Source organism: Microbacterium dextranolyticum, from assembly GCF_016907295.1.
Classification (GTDB): domain Bacteria; phylum Actinomycetota; class Actinomycetes; order Actinomycetales; family Microbacteriaceae; genus Microbacterium; species Microbacterium dextranolyticum.
The window spans coordinates 2,463,651-2,480,925 of record NZ_JAFBBR010000001.1 but is presented as its reverse complement, the minus strand read 5'-3'; the positions used below and the strand labels follow the sequence as shown (position 1 = coordinate 2,480,925).

Sequence of the window (17,275 nt, the reverse complement as noted above, 5' to 3'; positions counted from 1 at the left end):
CACGGGTGGCGCCCCGCCCGGCATCCCGAGCGGGGACCGTCGCGCCTCAGTGGCGCAGGATCGCCTGCTTGACCTCGGCGATGGCCTTGGTCACCTCGATGCCACGGGGGCACGCCTCCGTGCAGTTGAAGGTCGTGCGGCACCGCCACACGCCCTCCTTGTCGTTGAGGATGTCCAGGCGCACGTCGGCCGCGTCGTCGCGCGAGTCGAAGATGAACCGGTGCGCGTTGACGATCGCGGCGGGTCCGAAGTACTGGCCATCCGTCCAGAACACGGGGCACGACGAGGTGCACGCGGCGCACAGGATGCACTTCGTGGTGTCGTCGAAGATCTCGCGGTCGGCGATCGACTGGATGCGCTCCTTGCCGGCCTCGGGCTTCGAATTCGCGATGAGGAACGGCTGCACCTCGCGGTACGACGCGAAGAAGGGCTCCATGTCGACGACGAGGTCCTTCTCGAGCGGCAGGCCCTTGATCGCCTCGACGTAGATGGGCTTCGAGATGTCGAGGTCCTTGATGAGCGTCTTGCAGGCGAGGCGGTTGCGACCGTTGATGCGCATCGCGTCCGAGCCGCAGATGCCGTGCGCGCACGAGCGGCGGAAAGTCAGCGAGCCGTCGACCTCCCACTTGATCTTGTGCAGGGCGTCGAGCACGCGGTCGGTGGGGTACAGCTCGACGTCGTAGTCGACCCAGCGCGGCTCGGCGTCGATCTCCGGGTCGAACCGGCGGATGTTGAACGTGACGAGGTACGACTGGATCGGGGCCTCGCCCGTCGCCTCGACGACGACGGCGTCCTGCTCGACGATGGCGGTCGACATCAGTACTTCCTCTCCATCGGCGGGTAGTTGAACTCGCCCTTGTCGTTCTTGGTGAACACGACGGGCTTCCAGTCCAGCCGGATGTGGTCCTCGGGGTCGGCCGAGTGCGGGTCGCCGGTGAGGTAGGCCATCGTGTGCTGCATGTAGTTCTCGTCGTCGCGCTTCTCGTAGTCCTCGCGCATGTGACCGCCGCGGCTCTCCTTGCGGTTGCGGGCCGCGTAGGCGACGATCTCGGCCAGGTCGAGCAGGAAGCCGAGCTCGACCGCTTCGAGCAGGTCGGTGTTGAACCGCTTGCCCTTGTCGTCGACGTGGACGTTCTTGTAGCGCTGGCGCAGGTCGTGGATGGTGCCCATGACGTTGGTCAGCGTCTCTTCGGTGCGGAAGACCTGGGCGTTGGCGTCCATCTCCTCCTGCAGCGTCTTGCGCAGCACCGCGACGCGCTCGGTTCCGGGGTTGGTGCGCAGGCCCTCGATGAGCTCGCGCACCTCCTTGGCCGGGTCCTCCGGCAGCGGCACGAAGCCGGCGGTCTTGACGTACTCGACCGCGGCGCGGCCCGACCGCTTGCCGAAGACGTTGATGTCGAGGAGCGAGTTGGTGCCCAGGCGGTTCGCGCCGTGCACCGAGACGCACGCGCATTCGCCGGCGGCGTACAGACCCGGGACGACCGTGTCGTTGTTCTGCAGCACCTCGCCCGCGGTGTTGGTCGGGATGCCGCCCATCGCATAGTGCGCCGTGGGCATGACGGGCACCGGCTCGGTCACCGGGTCGACGCCGAGGTACGTGCGGGCGAACTCGGTGATGTCGGGAAGTTTCGTCTCGAGGACCTCGGCACCCAGGTGCGTGCAGTCGAGGTAGACGTAGTCCTTGTGGGGTCCGGCACCGCGTCCCTCGAGGACCTCCTTGACCATGCAGCGCGCGACGATGTCGCGGGGGGCGAGGTCCTTGATGGTCGGGGCGTAGCGCTCCATGAACCGCTCGCCGGACGCGTTGCGCAGGATCGCGCCCTCGCCGCGGGCGCCCTCGGTGAGGAGGATGCCGAGACCGGCGAGGCCGGTCGGGTGGAACTGGAAGAACTCGATGTCCTCGAGCGGCAGGCCCTTGCGCCAGACGATGCCGACGCCGTCTCCCGTGAGGGTGTGGGCGTTGGAGGTGGTCTTGTAGATCTTGCCGAAACCGCCGGTCGCGAAGATCACGGCCTTGGAGTGGAAGACGTGCAGGTCTCCGGTGGCCAGCTCGTAGGCGACGACACCGGCGACCTGGGTGTTGCCGTCGGCATCCTTCACCGTGATGAGGTCGAGGGCGTAGTACTCGTTGAAGAAGTTGATGCCGAGCTTGACGCAGTTCTGGAAGAGCGTCTGCAGGATCATGTGGCCCGTGCGGTCGGCGGCGTAGCACGCGCGGCGGACCGGCGTCTTGCCGTGGTCGGCGGTGTGTCCGCCGAACCGGCGCTGGTCGATCTTGCCCTCGGGGGTGCGGTTGAAGGGCAGACCCATGTTCTCGAGGTCGATGACCGCGTCGATCGCCTCTTTCGCGAGGATCTCGGCCGCGTCCTGGTCGACGAGGTAGTCGCCGCCCTTGACGGTGTCGAAGGTGTGCCACTCCCACGAGTCCTCTTCGACGTTCGCGAGCGCCGCCGCCATGCCGCCCTGCGCCGCACCGGTGTGCGAGCGCGTGGGGTAGAGCTTCGTGATGACCGCCGTGCGGGCGCCCGGGCCCGCCTCGATCGCGGCGCGCATGCCCGCGCCGCCGGCGCCGACGATGACGATGTCGAACTCGTGGTAGTAGACGCCGTCCTTCAGAACGGCCTCGGGATGCTGTGTGCTCACTTCGGGGATGCCTTCGTCTTCTGCTTCGTCTGCGGCGGTCGTCGCGTCGGCGTCAGCGCGCCGAGCACATCTCGATCAGCCAGTCGGTGGTGGAGGTGTCGACGCCGAGGCACGGGTCGAAGGTGAACACCACGAGGGTTCCGAGGAGGATGAGGAAACCGGCGGCGACCCACAGTGCCCAGACGAGCACCTTCCGGGTGGTGGCGCCCGTCACGTAGTCGTTCACGATCGTGCGCATGCCGTTCGCGCCGTGGATCAGCGCGAGCCAGAGCATCAGCACGTCCCACCACTGCCAGAACGGCGAGGCGAACTTGCCGGCCACGAATGCGAAGTCGATGCCGTGGATGCCCTCGCCGAGCATCAGGTTCACGAACAGGTGACCGAAGATCAGCACGACCAGCAGCACGCCGGAGGCGCGCATGTAGATCCAGCCCCACTTCTCGAGGTTGGCGCCCTTCTTGCGGGGCAGTGCCGTGCGGGGGGCGGCGAGGTCGGGGGTCTGCGTCACGGACATCAGTGACCTCCTCCGATGTTCGAGAGGACGATGGGGATGTGCCGTGCGGCGAAGCCGCCGACCGTGATCACCCAGAGACCGAGCACCGTCCACCACAGCTGACGCTGGTGACGCGTGGCCCACGGCCACAGGTCGACGGCGATGATGCGCAGGCCGTTGAAGGCGTGGTAGACGATCGCGGCGACCAGGGCCACCTCGCCGAAGCCCATGATCGGGTTCTTGTAGGTGCCGATGACCGCGTCGTACGCCTCGGGGGAGAGGCGGATGAGGGCCGTGTCGAGCACGTGCACGAGGAGGAAGAAGAAGATGGCGACGCCGGTGATGCGGTGCAGGACCCACGACCACATGCCCTCGTTGCCGCGGTACAGGGTTCCGCGCGGGGTTCTGGATGTGGTTTCGGCTACCGACGGTGTGACACGTGCTGGTGCAGACACGGTCGTCCTCCCTTGGTGTGATCGGACACCTCGATACGGCGGGGGCTGTCTTCGGCCCCGGAGTCGGCGTGCAGTTCCAGCTCGCACAAGACCCTCGGCGTCGCACACGGGCGCTGTCCCATCCTAAGTCGCCCACTGTCGGAGAGGCGACGAAGGCGACCCTAAGTTCTCTCGATGTCGAGAGAAACGCAGGAATCCGTTTTCTTCACATCCGACCACTAGGGTCGGTGTCATGGCCGCCCCCATCGACGATTTCTACGCCGTGATCCCCGCCGGAGGCGTCGGCAGCCGCCTCTGGCCGCTGTCGCGTGCCGACGCCCCCAAATTCCTCCACGACCTCACCGGCTCCGGGCACTCGCTCCTGCGCGACACCTGGGACCGACTCGCCCCGCTCAGCGGCGCAGATCGCATCGCCGTCGTCACCGGCCGCGCTCACCGCGCCGCCGTCGAGGACCAGCTCCCCGGCATCCCCGATCTCAACGTCTTCCTCGAATCCGAGCCGCGCGACTCCGCGGCGGCGATCGGACTGGCGGCGGCGATCCTGCACCGGCGCGAGCCCGACGTGATCATCGGCTCGTTCGCCGCCGACCACGTCATCCGCGGCACGCGCGTGTTCGAGTTCGCGGTGCGCGACGCGGTCGAGGTCGCGCGCGAGGGGTACATCTGCACGATCGGCATCTCCCCGTCCGAGCCCGCCGTCGGGTTCGGGTACATCAAGCGCGGCGGCGAGCTGATCGTCGACGGTGCGCGGGATGCCTCGCTGGTCGAGCGCTTCGTCGAGAAGCCCGACCTCGAGACCGCGAAGAAGTACGTCGCCGACCGTGACTACCTGTGGAACGCGGGTATGTTCATCGCTCGCGCCGATGTGCTGCTGGCCGAGATCGAGGCCAACAACCCCGCGCTGCACGCCGGGCTCATGGAGCTGGCCGAGGCGTGGGACGACCGCGACCGCCGCGGACCGGTCGTCGACCGCGTCTGGCCGACGCTGCCGAAGATCGCGATCGACTACGTCGTGGCCGAGCCCGCCGCCGACAAGGGGCGGCTCGCCGTGGTTCCCGGTCACTTCGACTGGGACGACGTGGGGGACTTCGCGAGCCTCGCCAAGCTGAACTCCGGTGGACGCAAGAACGACCTCGCCATCCTGGGCGAGAACGCGCGCATCCTCTCCGACGCCGCCAGCGGCATCGTGGTCAGCCACACGACACGGGTCATCAGTCTCATCGGGGTGAAGGACATCGTCGTGGTGGACACCGACGACGCGCTGCTGGTCACGACCAGCGAGCACGCGCAGCGCGTGAAGGGCGTCGTTGACGCGCTCAAGCTCACGGGTCGCGGCGACGTCCTCTGATGTGCTGAACGGATGCCGCTCGGCGCTCGTGTCGGGATGATTGCGTCTTTGTAACCATTGCCTGCCACGGGCCGCATCGGCGTGCAAATGACGCGTCACACTGGGTAACTTCGAACCCGTGCGCTCGCGAGATCCGCGTGCCCATCAATGTGGAGGCTTGCATTGACCATCTCGATCACCAAGAAGCTCGTCGGCATCTCAGCGGCCGCGGGGCTCATCGTCGCGCTCGCCGGTTGCGGCTCGGCGCCTGACTCGTCCACCAGCGGTTCGGCGGCAGCGGGCGGCGCCGTCGACGGCTTCAAGCCCTGCCTCGTCTCGGACGCCGGCGGCTGGAACGACAAGTCCTTCAACGAGTCCGCCAAGATCGGTATGGACAAGGCCGTCGCCGAGCTCGGCGTCAAGGCGCTGGAGTTCGAGTCGAAGACCGACACCGACTACGCGCCCAACATGCAGCAGTCGATCGCCGAGGGCTGCACGTTCGTCGTCGCCGTCGGCTTCAAGCTCGCCGCCGCCACGGTCGAGGCAGCCAAGGCCAACCCGAACCTGAGCTTCGCGATCATCGACGACATCGCCGACACCGACCGTGACGGCAAGACCGACGCGCCCAACATCAAGCCCCTCGTCTTCAACACCGCCGAGGCGGCCTACCTCGGCGGCTACGCCGCGGCCGCATGGTCGGCGCAGGCCGGCGTCAACAAGGTCGGGACGTTCGGCGGCATGCAGATCCCCTCGGTGGCGGTCTTCATGGACGGCTACGAGCAGGGCGTCAAGAAGTACAACCAGGACAAGAGCGCCAACGTTCAGCTCTTCGGGTGGGACAGCGCCAGCCAGAAGGGTTCGTTCACGGGCGGGTTCGACGCCAACGACACCGCCAAGCAGACCGCTCAGGGCGTGCTCGACCAGGGTGTGGACGTCATTCTCCCCGTCGGCGGGCCGATCTACCAGAGCGCGGCGGCGGCGATCGCCGATTCCGGCAAGAACACGATGATGATCGGCGTCGACAGCGACCTCGCCGTCGCCGACCCGTCGGTGGCCGGTGTCACGCTCGTCTCGATCATGAAGGCGATCGACGTCGCCGTCTACGACTCGACGATGTCGGCGGCCAAGGGCACGTTCGACGCGACCCCGTACGTCGGCACGCTGAAGAACGAGGGCGTCAAGCTGTCGAGCTTCCACGACTTCGCCTCGAAGCTGCCCGCGGGTCTCACCGACGAGCTGAAGAAGCTCCAGGACGAGATCGTCGCCGGCACCATCACTGTCGAGTCGAAGAACTCTCCCGCCGGTTCCTGACCCACCGCGCACCACTCGAGGCGAGCAGCCGCGGCTGCTCGCCTCGAGTGCGTTCCCTGGCCTTCTCAGGCGTTTTCGACCCAGATAGGGTGCATTTATGAAGCTCGAGCTCCGAGGGATCACGAAGAGATTCGGAAGCCTCGTCGCCAACGACCACATCGACCTCGTGGTCCAGCCGGGAGAGATCCACGCTCTCCTCGGCGAGAACGGCGCCGGCAAGTCCACGCTCATGAACGTGCTGTACGGCCTGTACCGGGCCGACGACGGCGAGATCCTCCTCGACGATGCGGTGCAGAGCTTCCGCGGACCCGGGGATGCCATGGCCGCCGGCATCGGCATGGTGCACCAGCACTTCATGCTCATCCCCGTCTTCACCGTCGCCGAGAACGTCATGCTCGGCCACGAAGAGACCAAGGCGCTCGGGCGCCTCGATCTGAACGCCGCCCGGCGGCACGTGCGCGAGGTCGCGCAGCGCTTCGGATTCGAGATCGACCCCGATGCACTCGTCGGCGATCTGCCCGTCGGTGTACAGCAGCGGGTCGAGATCATCAAGGCGCTCTCGCGCGATGCGCGGGTTCTCGTCTTCGACGAGCCAACGGCTGTGCTGACCCCGCAGGAGACCGATGAGCTCATGGGGATCATGCGTCAGTTGCGCGACGAGGGCACTTCCATCGTCTTCATCACCCACAAGCTCCGTGAGGTCCGCGAGGTCGCCGACCGCATCACCGTGATCCGCCTCGGAAGAGTCGTCGGCGAGGCTTCGCCCACCGCGACCAACAGCGAACTGGCCTCGCTCATGGTGGGGCGCGCCGTCGAGCTCACCGTCCGCAAGGACGCGCCCCGCGTCGGCGAGGGCGGTCTGCGCGTCGAGGGGTTGCGCGTGCTCACGGCATCCGGTGCGATCGTCGTGGACGACGTCGACTTCGAGGTGCGCCCGGGGGAGGTCCTCGCGGTCGCCGGTGTGCAGGGCAATGGCCAGACCGAGCTCGTCGAGGCCATCGTGGGGCTTGCCGCCCGCGTCGAGGGCTCGATCAGCCTCGACGGCACCGAGCTCGTCGGCCGGAGCGTCCGCGCGATCCTCGACGAAGGCGTCGGCTTCGTCCCCGAAGACCGCAAGGAGGACGGCCTGGTCGGCGCCTTCTCGGTCGCCGAGAACCTCATTCTCGATCGGTCCTCCGACCCCGGCTTCTCCCGCGGCGGCACGCTTCGCCGGGCGGCGCTGCAGGAGTTCGCCGAGGATCGCATCCGCGAGTACGACATCCGAACTCAGAGCGCCCAGACGCCCGCGGGAACCCTCTCCGGAGGCAACCAGCAGAAAGTCGTCATCGCGCGTGAGATGAGTCGCGAGCTGCGGCTGCTGGTCGTCGCACAGCCCACGCGCGGCGTCGACGTCGGCTCGATCGAGTTCATCCACCGTCGGATCATCGAGACGCGCGACGCCGGAGTGCCGGTCATCGTCGTCTCCACCGAACTCGATGAGGTGAGCGCTCTGGCCGACCGCATCGCCGTCATGTACCGCGGTACCTTCGTCGGTATCGTGCCCGGCGACACCCCCCGCGACACCCTCGGCCTCATGATGGCCGGAGCCCACGACCCGGAGGTGGCCGCATGAGCGGAGCGACGCCCACGAACGACGGCGGCGCGACGCGCCCCGCCGTCGATGCCGAACTCCCGCGCGCGGACGGCCCACTGACGGGGCAGACGCCTCCGGAGGAGGCGGCCCCCACACGCTCCGGCATCTTCCTGCGCGAGCTTCTGCGCGGCAGCGCCGTCACGACGATCCTCGCGATCGTCCTCGCGATGATCGTCGGAGGCATCCTCATCGCGGTGACGAACCCCGATGTGCAGAAGGCGGCCGGCTACTTCTTCGCCCGGCCCGGCGACACGCTGGCGGCGATCTGGACCGCGGTCTACAACGGCTACGAAGCGTTGTTCCGCGGTGCCGTGTTCAACCCGCGAGGCGCCGACGTCGCGGCACAGATCCGGCCGCTGACCAACTCGCTCGGCTTCGCCGCACCGCTCATCGCCGCAGGCCTCGGCGTGGCGCTGGCCTTCCGGGCGGGGCTGTTCAACATCGGTGCGCGCGGCCAGATGCTGATCGGCGCGATGTTCGCCGGGCTCGTCGCCTTCAACCTCGACCTGCCGATGTGGCTGCACCTGCCGCTGACGCTCGTCGCCGGCATCGTCGGCGGTGCGCTGTGGGGCGGCCTCGTGGGCCTTCTGAAGGCCAAGACCGGCGCGCACGAGGTGATCCTCACGATCATGCTCAACTACGTCGCGTACTACCTGCTGCTGTGGATGCTGCGGACGCCGGGGCTTCTGCAGGCGCCGAACACCAACCAGCCGCAGAGCGTGCCGACTCCGACGTCGGCCCAGTTCCCCGATCTGCTCGGACCGCAGTTCCCGCAGCTGGACTGGGGCTTCGTCGTGGTTCTCGCGGCGACCGTCTTCGTCTGGTGGCTGATCGAACGCTCGAGCCTCGGTCTGCGCCTGCGCGCCGTCGGTGAGAACCCGCACGCCGCGCGGGCCGCGGGCATGAGCGTCGAGAGGCTCTACATCTACGCGATGCTGTTCGCCGGCGGTCTCGCCGGCCTCGCCGCGATGAACCAGATCCAGGGCACCGTCACCACCGGCTTCGGGGCCACCATCGACGCCGGCATCGGGTTCGACGCGATCACCGTCGCCCTGCTCGGGCGCAGCCGCGCCTGGGGCACGTTCGCGGCGGGCATCCTGTTCGGCGCGCTGAAGGCGGGCTCGTTCTCGATGCAGGCCCAGGGCATCCCGGTCGACATCGTCCTCGTCGTCCAGTCGCTCATCGTCCTGTTCATCGCCGCGCCGCCGCTGCTGCGCGCCGTCTTCTTCCTGCCCAAGACCGATGCCGAGAAGGCTGCGCACGCGCGGGCCAAGGCGGCGAAGAAGGCGGTGGCCGCATGAGTGTCTCGAGTCCTGGCGACGCGACCGCCGTCGCCCAGATCGAACAGAGCGACGGCACGATCCAGCTCGCGGTCGTCCAACGACGCCGCCTCAAGGGGACGTTCGTCCTCGGCATCGTGGTGCTGCTGCTCGCCGCGCTGTTCGGACTTGCGCCCCGCACCGGCGGATCGACCTTCCGTCTCGGCGATCTCTCGCAGTCCTTCGCCCTGCCCGACATCACCGTCCCGACGGGGCCGGTGGCCTGGACGGTGTGGGCCCTTCTCGCGGTGCTCGCCGCGGCGTCGTTCTGGTTCGCGTGGACCTACCGTCGCCAGCCCCTCTGGCTCACGATCGCCTTCGGCGTCCTGGCGGTGTTCGCCTTCCTCGTCTGGGCGGGCGCGGACGGCCTCGTCCCTGTGCCGAGCCTGCTGTTCGGAGCGGTCTCGCTCTCAGTGCCGCTCGTGTTCGGCGCCCTCGGCGGCGTCATCGGCGAACGTGTCGGCGTCGTCAACGTCGCGATCGAGGGGCAGCTGCTGCTCGGGGCGTTCTCGGCGGCCCTGCTGTCGAGCCTCACCGGCAACCCGTTCGTGGGACTCGTGGGTGCGATGATCGGCGGCGTGCTCGTCTCGTTCGTGCTCGCGGCTTTCGCGATCAAGTACCTGGTCGACCAGGTGATCGTCGGCGTCGTCCTGAACGTGCTGGTCACCGGACTCACCGGATTCCTCTACGGTGCGCTGCTCGTGCCGAACGAGCAGGAGCTCAACCGGCCCGAGCGGTTCGCGCGCATCCAGATCCCGGGGCTCAGCGAGATCCCGGTTCTCGGCCCCGTGCTGTTCAACCAGACCTTCATCGTGTACCTGATGTTCGTCACCGTGCCGCTCGTGGCGTGGGGGCTGTACCGCACGCGTTGGGGTCTGCGGCTGCGCGCCGTGGGCGAGCATCCGCAGGCCGCCGACACCGTCGGCATCAAGGTCACGGCGACGCGCTTCTGGAACGTCTCGCTCGCCGGGGCGATCGCGGGAATCGGCGGCGCGTACTTCACGCTCGTCTCGGTGCCCCAGTTCGGCAAGGACATGACCGCCGGTCTCGGCTTCATCGCCCTCGCGGCGGTCATCTTCGGCCGGTGGGATCCGATCCGGGCGACGCTCGCGGCGCTGCTGTTCGGCTTCGCGACGAACCTGCAGAACCTGCTCACGATCCTCAAGACACCGATCCCGAGCGAATTCATGCTCATGCTGCCGTACGTCGTGACGATCCTCGCCGTGGCCGGGTTCGCCGGCCAGATCCGCGGGCCCGCGGCATCCGGTAAGCCCTACATCAAGGAGTGACCCTTCCCATGACCGACATCGACTGGGACGAGCTGCGCGCCGTCGCCACCGACGCCATGCAGCGCGCGTACGCGCCCTACTCCCGCTACCGGGTGGGAGCGGCGGCGCTGGTCGGAGACGGACGGATCGTCTCGGGATGCAACGTCGAGAACGCCTCCTACGGGGTGGGGCTGTGCGCCGAATGCGCTCTCGTCGGCGACCTGCAGATGTCGGGCGGCGGCCAGCTGGTGGCCTTCGTCTGCGTCAACAACGACGGCGAGACCATCATGCCGTGCGGTCGCTGCCGTCAGCTGCTCAACGAGTTCGCCCTGCCCGGCATGCTGCTGGAGACCGTATCGGGCATCCGGACGATGGACGAAGTGCTGCCGGATGCCTTCGGCCCCCGAGACCTGGAGATCGCACGATGACCGCCCCGACCGGATCCGTCGCCCCCGAGCCCTTCGACGCCGTCGACGTCATCCGCGCCAAGCGCGACGGGGGAGCCGTCCCCGAAGACGCCCTGCGCTGGATGATCGACGCCTACACGCGCGAATACGTGGCCGACTCGCAGATGGCGGCGTTCGCCATGGCGGTGCTGCTGAACGGCATGACGCGCGACGAGATCCGCGTCATGACCGACGCGATGATCGCCTCGGGCGAGCGGATGAGCTTCGCCGGCCTCGGCAAGCCCACCGTCGACAAGCACTCCACCGGCGGCGTCGGAGACAAGATCACCCTGCCGCTGGCGCCCCTCGTGGCATCCTTCGGCGTCGCCGTGCCGCAGCTGTCCGGCCGCGGACTCGGGCACACGGGCGGCACGCTCGACAAGCTCGAGTCGATCCCGGGGTGGCGCGCAGCGCTGTCCAACGACGAGATGCTCGCCCAGCTCGGCGGAGTCGGCGCCGTCATCTGCGCCGCAGGATCGGGGCTCGCGCCCGCCGACAAGCGGCTCTACGCCCTGCGCGATGTCACCGGCACGGTCGAGGCGATCCCGCTGATCGCCTCGAGCATCATGTCGAAGAAGATCGCGGAGGGCACCGGGGCGCTCGTGCTCGACGTGAAGTTCGGCTCAGGTGCCTTCATGCAGGACATCGACAAGGCGCGTGAGCTCGCCCGCACGATGGTCGCGCTCGGCACCGACTCGGGCGTCGCCACGACGGCCCTCCTCACCGACATGAACACACCGCTCGGCCTCGCCATCGGCAACGCCAACGAGGTGCGCGAATCCGTCGAGGTGCTCGCGGGCGGTGGCCCCGCCGACGTGGTCGAGCTGACCGTCGCCCTCGCGCGGGAGATGCTGGCCCTCGCCGGCCAGCCCGATGCCGACGTCGAGGGAGCCCTGCGTGACGGCCGCGCCATGGATGCCTGGCGGGAGATGATCCGGGCGCAGGACGGCGACCCCGATGCGGCTCTGCCGGTCCCGCGCGAGACGCACACCGTCGTCGCCGACCGCGACGGCGTCGTCGCACGGATGGAGGCGCTGCCGTTCGGCGTCGCCGCATGGCGCCTCGGGGCGGGTCGCGCGCGCGCCCAGGACCCGGTCGTCCACGCCGCGGGCATCGATCTGCACGTCAAGCCCGGCGATTCCATCGTCGCCGGACAGCCTCTGTTCACCCTTCTGGCGGATGATGGGATGCGCTTCGCGCGTGCCCTCGATGCCGTCGAGGGTGCATGGGAGATCGCGGCGGATGCCCCGGCATCCGGCCCGATCGTCCGCGAGCGCATCACCGCCTGACCCCCACCTGGTCCTGAGCTCGTCGACGGGCCGCCCTCCACACCCCTGGTCCCTGAGCTCGTCGAAGGGCCGCCCTCCACCCGAAGGAGCCCCCCATGGCCATCGACCAGCACGGTGACGCGAAGCTCGACGGCGTCTCGATCCGCTCGCTTCCCAAGGTGTCGCTGCACGACCACCTCGACGGTGCCCTGCGCCCCCAGACGATCCTCGAGCTCGCCGACGAGGCCGGCGTCGAGGTGCCCGCCGACGACGCGGACGACCTCGCCGACTGGTTCGAAGACCAGAGCGATGCGGGCTCGCTCGGCGAGTACCTCAAGACGTTCGACCTCACGACCGCCGTCATGCAGACCGCCGACGGCCTGCGCCGCGTCGCGAAGGAGTTCGTCGAGGATCTCGCCGCGGACGGTGTGATCTACGGCGAGGTCCGCTGGGCGCCGGAACAGCACCTCGCGGGCGGACTCTCCCTCGAAGAAGCGGTCGAAGCCGTGCAGGACGGCATCGAGGAGGGCGAAGACGCCGTCGAGGGGACCGGTCGTGACATCCGGGTCGGTCAGCTGATCACGGCGATGCGTCACGCCGACCGCTCGCTCGAGATCGCGAAGCTCGCCGTCGCTTTCCGAGGTCGCGGCGCCGTCGGGTTCGACATCGCCGGTGCCGAGGACGGCTTCCCGGCGTCGAAGCACCGCGAGGCGTTCGACTACCTGGCATCCGAGTTCTTCCCCGTCACCGTGCATGCGGGTGAAGCCGCCGGGCTCGACTCGATCCGATCGGCCCTCATCGACGGGCGTGCGCTGCGCCTCGGCCACGGCGTGCGGATTGCCGAGGACCTCGAGGTCGTGCAGCAGAAGGGCGACGAGGTGCTGGTCACCTTCGGCGACCTCGCTCGCTGGGTGCGCGATCGCGAGATCCCGCTGGAGCTCTCGCCGTCGTCGAACCTGCAGACCGGCGCGATCTCCCGCTGGGGCACCGCGCTCGAGGACCACCCGTTCGACCTGCTGTACCAGCTCGGCTTCGCTGTGACGGTCAACGTCGACAACCGGACGATGAGCCGCACCTCGCTCACCCGCGAGCTGGCCCTGCTCGCCGAGACGTTCGACTACCGGCTGGAAGACCTCGAGGCGTTCCAGCTCAACGCCGCCGCCGGCGCCTTCCTCTCCGTCGAGGAGCGCGAGGAGCTCATCGAGCTGATCGGCGACGGCTTCACCGCCTGACCGCAGCTCGGCCCCGTCTGGGGCGGGGCTGACCGGCGGCGGGCTGTCTGGGTCGGGCGGACTGGTATGCGGCGGGCTGTCCGGGGCCGGTGCGCCGGCTCGCCTCTCGGGGCGGCGTTCACAACTCCGGAGTTTCTGCTCGAGTGCGGCCAGAGATGCCGGAAAGCCGCTCAGCGAGCCCGTTTTTCCGGAGAACCGAACGCGCGGCGGCCGGCGGGCCCGGTCGCGATCGTGCGCCGCAGCAGGTCCGCCACCCACTCGGGGCGGTACAGGATGTCCTCAGCGAGCAGTCGGAGCGGGGTGTAGCCGAGCGCGACGGCGGCGGCGTCCCGCCGGCGGTCGCGTTTATGGTCCTGCCAGGTGCCATGGTGCGCCTCGCTGTCGCATTCGATGAGGAGCCACGCGTCGACGAGTAGGTCGACACGGCCCACCCCGTCGATGGAGACCTGGAGTTCGATGCCGCACCCGATCGCGCGGAGCATCAGACGGACGAGCGTCTCTGTGCCCGACTCGGCGCGTCTGTCCAGTAGGCGACGCAGCGAGCGGTACCGTCGCGGCAACCGAGCGAAGAGCTCGTTCAGTCGCGCCTCGTCGACCACCCCGAGGTGCCACGCGCTGTCGAGGGTCGCGATGGCGTCGCGGGGACGTTGACAGCGCACCGCCGCGAGGAGCGCCTCATCGAGGGGCGCCAGGGTGGCGTCCGCGGCGGCACGGCTCGTCCTCCAGTGGCGGATGACCTGGGCCGCATCGTCAGGCCGGGGGACCCTCGAGGCATCCGGTGCCATCTGGACGTGGAGGCTGCCCGTCTCACGCACGAAGACGCCGAACAGCTGCAGCACGGAGACGCAGTCCACGCGGCCGCCCCACCTCGCCGCGGCGCATACCGTCGGGTGCGCGCCGGCAGGAAGATAGCGATCGCGCCGGAGGCGGAGGAGCCGTCCGTCGCGCACCGCGTCGGTGATCTGGCGTCCGGTGGCGCCGGTGGCGCGCAGATCCGCGCGGTGCAGGAGGGAGATCGGGACACCGGTGGGGAGGAGCCGATGGTACGGAGCGGGACGACGCATGCGGCAAGGTTGCCGCGGCCGCACTGTGGCGCGGCACCGGAATCCGCCGATCGGGGACAACCACCGTTCTGCGGGACCTGGGGAGGGGGGGATGGGAGAGTCCGCGGTTCACGACTCCGGAGTTCCTGTGGTCTCCCGCGGCGGGAGAAGGCCGCGGCACGGTTTGTGTGCGATTTCTCCGGAGTTGTGACCCGGCGTCGGGCCAGAGGGAGAAAGGGCGTGGCGGGCGAGATCGGCGGGACCCGGCTGGACGTGGGTGCGCGGAGCGCGGCGGTGTCCGGGCCGGGGATCCAGGGTCGTGGAGCGGCCGGGTGGTTCACAACTCCGGAGTTCTGTGGCCGTTCGCGGGGGAGGGGGCCGTGGCGGCGGGACGGATGCGGATTATCCGGAGTTGTGGACCGTCGTCGGGCAGCGCCGGCGGAGGCGGCTGCGGTGGGGTCAGTGCAGGGTGGTGGCGAGCTCGCCGACCCGTGCGGTCACGACGGCGTCGACGTCCGTGTCCGGGATCGAGGCGACACCGTCACCGGCCTGCGGGCCGTAGGCCCCGAACGACGCGTGCGACGCGCCGGGAATCTCGACCAGGACGGCGTCCGCGGGGAGCATGCCGCGCGCGTCCGCGACCTTCTGCGGAGTCGACAGGCCGTCCTCCGACCCGGAGATGCTCAGCACCGGAAGGCGCGATCCCGAGATGTCGCTCGCGCAGTACGAGGCGAACAGCACGAGACCGTCCGCGTCGGAAGAGAGCTGGCAGGCGCGCACACCCCCGAGCGAATGCCCGCCCACGAGCCACCGGTCGGTCCGGGGGCGAGGTCGGTGAAGCTCGACAGCGGCCGGAGATCGAAGAACGCCAGGTTCAGCCACGGCTTGGTGATGACGACGGTCATGCCGTCATCCGCGACCAACCCGGCCAGCATCGACGCGTAGGCCCACGGGTCGACCTTCGCCCCCGGGATGAAGACGAGTCCCGCATCGCCTCCCCCCGCGGAAGGGGCGAGCACGATGACCGCGGCATCGTCCGTGATCGCGATCGCGGCGTCCGCCCGAACGGCCGCGAGCGGCTCCGGCTCCGCCGTCATGACGCCGACCTGGCTCCAGACGAGGATGCCGGCGATCGCGGCGACCACCAAGCCACCGAGGACGCCGACGATCCATAGGACGAGACGGCGACGACGAGACGGTTTCCGGGTCATCCCTCAAGTTTATGCGTGTGAATTAAAAAGCGGCCTGACGCCGACGCACGATCTCTTCGACGGCGGCGAACAGCGGATGCCCGGGCTCGAGTCCGGTGACCGACGTCGTGAAGGCGGCGGCGTCCTCGGTGCGCAGACGCTGCTGCAGGTCGACCGACTGGGCGTCGTCGGGCTCGTCGAACGCGAGGGCCGCGCCCATCGCCGCGACCAGGGCCGTCGTCGACAGCCCGCGTTCGGCTGCGGCCGCGGCCGGGCCCACGAACCGCTCGTGGCGGGAGAGCTTGCGGAGCGGCTGCCGTCCGACGCGGCCGACGGTGTCGGGCAATGCCGGGTTGGCGAAGCGCCGCAGGATCGTCGCGCGGTACTCGGCCAGCTCGGCGGCATCGAGGCCGTGCACGGCCTCGAGCAGAGCGGAGGTCTCCTCCAGGGTCGCGGAGACCTTCGCGGCGATGGCGGGATCGGCGAGCGCGTCGGAGATTCTCTCGATGCCGGCCTGCGCGCCGAAGTACGCCGTCGTGGCGTGACCGGTGTTGACGGTGAAGAGCTTCCGTTCGATGTACGGGGCCAGGTCGTCGACGAAGTGCGCGCCGGGGATCGAGGGCGGGGTGTCGCCGAACGGTCCGCGCTCGATCGCCCACTCGAAGAACGGCTCGACCGTCACGTCGACGCCCTCACCGGGAGGCTGGGCGGGGACGATCCGATCGACGGCGGTGTTGGCGAACACGGCGCGGGCCGACACGGCATCCCAGGCGTCGCCCGCCTGGGCGCGGATCTCATCGCGCAGGATGTCGGTGGCGCCGATCGCGTTCTCGCACGCCATCACCTGCAGCGGCGGTGCCGCGGGATCGCGCAGGGCGAGACCGGCGAGCACGTGCGGGGCGACGAACTTCAGGATCGTCGGGCCGACCGCGGTGGTGACGACGTCGGAGGTCGCGATCTCGTCGACGACGGCCTGCGGGTCGGTCTGGCTGTTGAGCGCCCGGAACCCGGTGACGACCTTGTCGCTACCGCCCTCGCCGACTTCGTGCACGGTGTATTCGGATGCCGCGTTGATGGCGTCGACCAGGGGAGCGGCCACGTCGGAGAAGACGAGGTCGTACCCGCCCTCGTGCAGGAGGAGTCCGACGAACCCGCGGCCGATGTTACCGGCGCCGAAGTGAACGGCTTTCATGGTTCCGCGGCCTCAGTCGTTGACCGACGAGAGGATGGCGTACAGCTCTTCGGGCGTCTGTGCCTGCTTGAGGCGCGCTACCTCGTCGTCTTCGGAGAAGATGAGGGCGATCTGCGACAGGATCTCGAGGTGCTCGTCGCCCTTGCCGGCGATGCCGACGACGAAGCTCACGTGCTGCCCGTCCCAGTCGATGCCATCGTCGTAGCGCACGAACGAGAGCGCGGAATCGAGGATGGCATCCTTGGTCTCATTGGTGCCGTGCGGGATGGCGAGCTCGTTGCCCATGTAGGTCGAGACGGTCGCCTCGCGCTGCAGCATGGCGTCGAAGTAGGCCGAGGTCACCGCGCCGGCATCCTCGAGGATGCTCGCCGCCTCGCGAATCGCCTCTTCCTTACTGGTGGATCCCGGGTGGATGCGGATCTGTCCGACGTTGAGGACGCTGCGTGCCATGCTGT

At 69.1% G+C, this 17,275-nt stretch carries 15 protein-coding genes and 1 pseudogene; 8 read left to right on the top strand and 8 right to left on the bottom strand.

Features of this window, described 5'->3' with window-relative positions:
- Positions 1–46: 46 nt before the first annotated feature.
- The 4 genes from JOE64_RS11360 to sdhC are packed head-to-tail and all read right to left on the bottom strand — an operon-like array spanning position 47 to position 3,591.
- Positions 47–817, bottom strand: a complete 771-nt coding sequence (locus JOE64_RS11360) for a succinate dehydrogenase iron-sulfur subunit (RefSeq protein WP_204964356.1) — start codon at positions 815–817, stop codon at positions 47–49.
- Positions 817–2,643, bottom strand: coding sequence for a succinate dehydrogenase flavoprotein subunit (sdhA, locus tag JOE64_RS11355; protein WP_204964355.1), 1,827 nt, complete (start codon positions 2,641–2,643; stop codon positions 817–819). The genes JOE64_RS11360 and sdhA overlap by 1 nt, the downstream gene beginning before the upstream one ends.
- A gap of 52 nt (positions 2,644–2,695) precedes the next feature.
- Complete coding sequence (locus JOE64_RS11350) at positions 2,696–3,157, bottom strand: succinate dehydrogenase hydrophobic membrane anchor subunit (protein WP_204964354.1); 462 nt, start codon at positions 3,155–3,157, stop codon at positions 2,696–2,698.
- Positions 3,157–3,591, bottom strand: coding sequence for a succinate dehydrogenase, cytochrome b556 subunit (gene sdhC, locus JOE64_RS11345; protein ID WP_204964353.1), 435 nt, complete (start codon positions 3,589–3,591; stop codon positions 3,157–3,159). Before sdhC ends, JOE64_RS11350 begins: the two co-directional genes overlap by 1 nt.
- A 232-nt stretch (positions 3,592–3,823) precedes the next feature.
- Between sdhC and JOE64_RS11340 the strand changes: the two genes are divergently transcribed.
- The 8 genes from JOE64_RS11340 to JOE64_RS11305 all read left to right on the top strand — a co-directional run bounded on the left by JOE64_RS11340 (position 3,824) and on the right by JOE64_RS11305 (position 13,395).
- Complete coding sequence (locus tag JOE64_RS11340) at positions 3,824–4,939, top strand: mannose-1-phosphate guanylyltransferase (protein WP_204964352.1); 1,116 nt, start codon at positions 3,824–3,826, stop codon at positions 4,937–4,939.
- A 162-nt stretch (positions 4,940–5,101) separates the two neighbouring features.
- Positions 5,102–6,229 carry a BMP family lipoprotein gene (locus tag JOE64_RS11335; protein WP_204964351.1) on the top strand — a complete coding sequence of 376 codons (1,128 nt, stop codon included), beginning with the start codon at positions 5,102–5,104 and terminating at the stop codon, positions 6,227–6,229.
- 97 nt (positions 6,230–6,326) lie between these two features.
- On the top strand, positions 6,327–7,841 hold the full coding sequence (locus JOE64_RS11330) for an ABC transporter ATP-binding protein (protein WP_204964350.1): 1,515 nt from the start codon (positions 6,327–6,329) through the stop codon (positions 7,839–7,841).
- Positions 7,838–9,163, top strand: coding sequence for an ABC transporter permease (locus JOE64_RS11325; protein WP_204964349.1), 1,326 nt, complete (start codon positions 7,838–7,840; stop codon positions 9,161–9,163). Before JOE64_RS11330 ends, JOE64_RS11325 begins: the two co-directional genes overlap by 4 nt.
- Positions 9,160–10,470: an ABC transporter permease gene (locus JOE64_RS11320; protein WP_204964348.1), complete on the top strand. Its 1,311-nt coding sequence runs from the start codon at positions 9,160–9,162 to the stop codon at positions 10,468–10,470. The genes JOE64_RS11325 and JOE64_RS11320 overlap by 4 nt, the downstream gene beginning before the upstream one ends.
- An 8-nt stretch (positions 10,471–10,478) precedes the next feature.
- Complete coding sequence (locus JOE64_RS11315) at positions 10,479–10,877, top strand: cytidine deaminase (RefSeq protein WP_204964347.1); 399 nt, start codon at positions 10,479–10,481, stop codon at positions 10,875–10,877.
- On the top strand, positions 10,874–12,184 hold the full coding sequence (locus JOE64_RS11310) for a thymidine phosphorylase (RefSeq protein ID WP_204964346.1): 1,311 nt from the start codon (positions 10,874–10,876) through the stop codon (positions 12,182–12,184). The genes JOE64_RS11315 and JOE64_RS11310 overlap by 4 nt, the downstream gene beginning before the upstream one ends.
- Positions 12,185–12,279: 95 nt before the next feature.
- Positions 12,280–13,395, top strand: a complete 1,116-nt coding sequence (locus JOE64_RS11305; protein WP_204964345.1) for an adenosine deaminase — start codon at positions 12,280–12,282, stop codon at positions 13,393–13,395.
- Positions 13,396–13,565: 170 nt separating this feature from the next.
- Here JOE64_RS11305 and JOE64_RS11300 read toward each other — a convergent pair whose 3' ends face one another.
- The 4 genes and pseudogenes from JOE64_RS11300 to JOE64_RS11285 form a co-directional block, all read right to left on the bottom strand.
- Complete coding sequence (locus JOE64_RS11300; RefSeq protein WP_204964344.1) at positions 13,566–14,459, bottom strand: endonuclease domain-containing protein; 894 nt, start codon at positions 14,457–14,459, stop codon at positions 13,566–13,568.
- A gap of 438 nt (positions 14,460–14,897) precedes the next feature.
- Positions 14,898–15,649, bottom strand: a pseudogene (locus JOE64_RS11295) (alpha/beta hydrolase).
- A gap of 22 nt (positions 15,650–15,671) precedes the next feature.
- A complete protein-coding gene (locus JOE64_RS11290; protein WP_204964343.1) occupies positions 15,672–16,820 on the bottom strand; it encodes a mannitol-1-phosphate 5-dehydrogenase in 1,149 nt (382 codons plus the stop codon).
- Between the two features lie 12 nt (positions 16,821–16,832).
- Positions 16,833–17,270 (bottom strand): PTS mannitol transporter subunit IIA, encoded by a 438-nt coding sequence (locus JOE64_RS11285; protein WP_204964342.1) that lies wholly within the window; start codon positions 17,268–17,270, stop codon positions 16,833–16,835.
- Between the last annotated feature and the right edge of the window lie 5 nt (positions 17,271–17,275).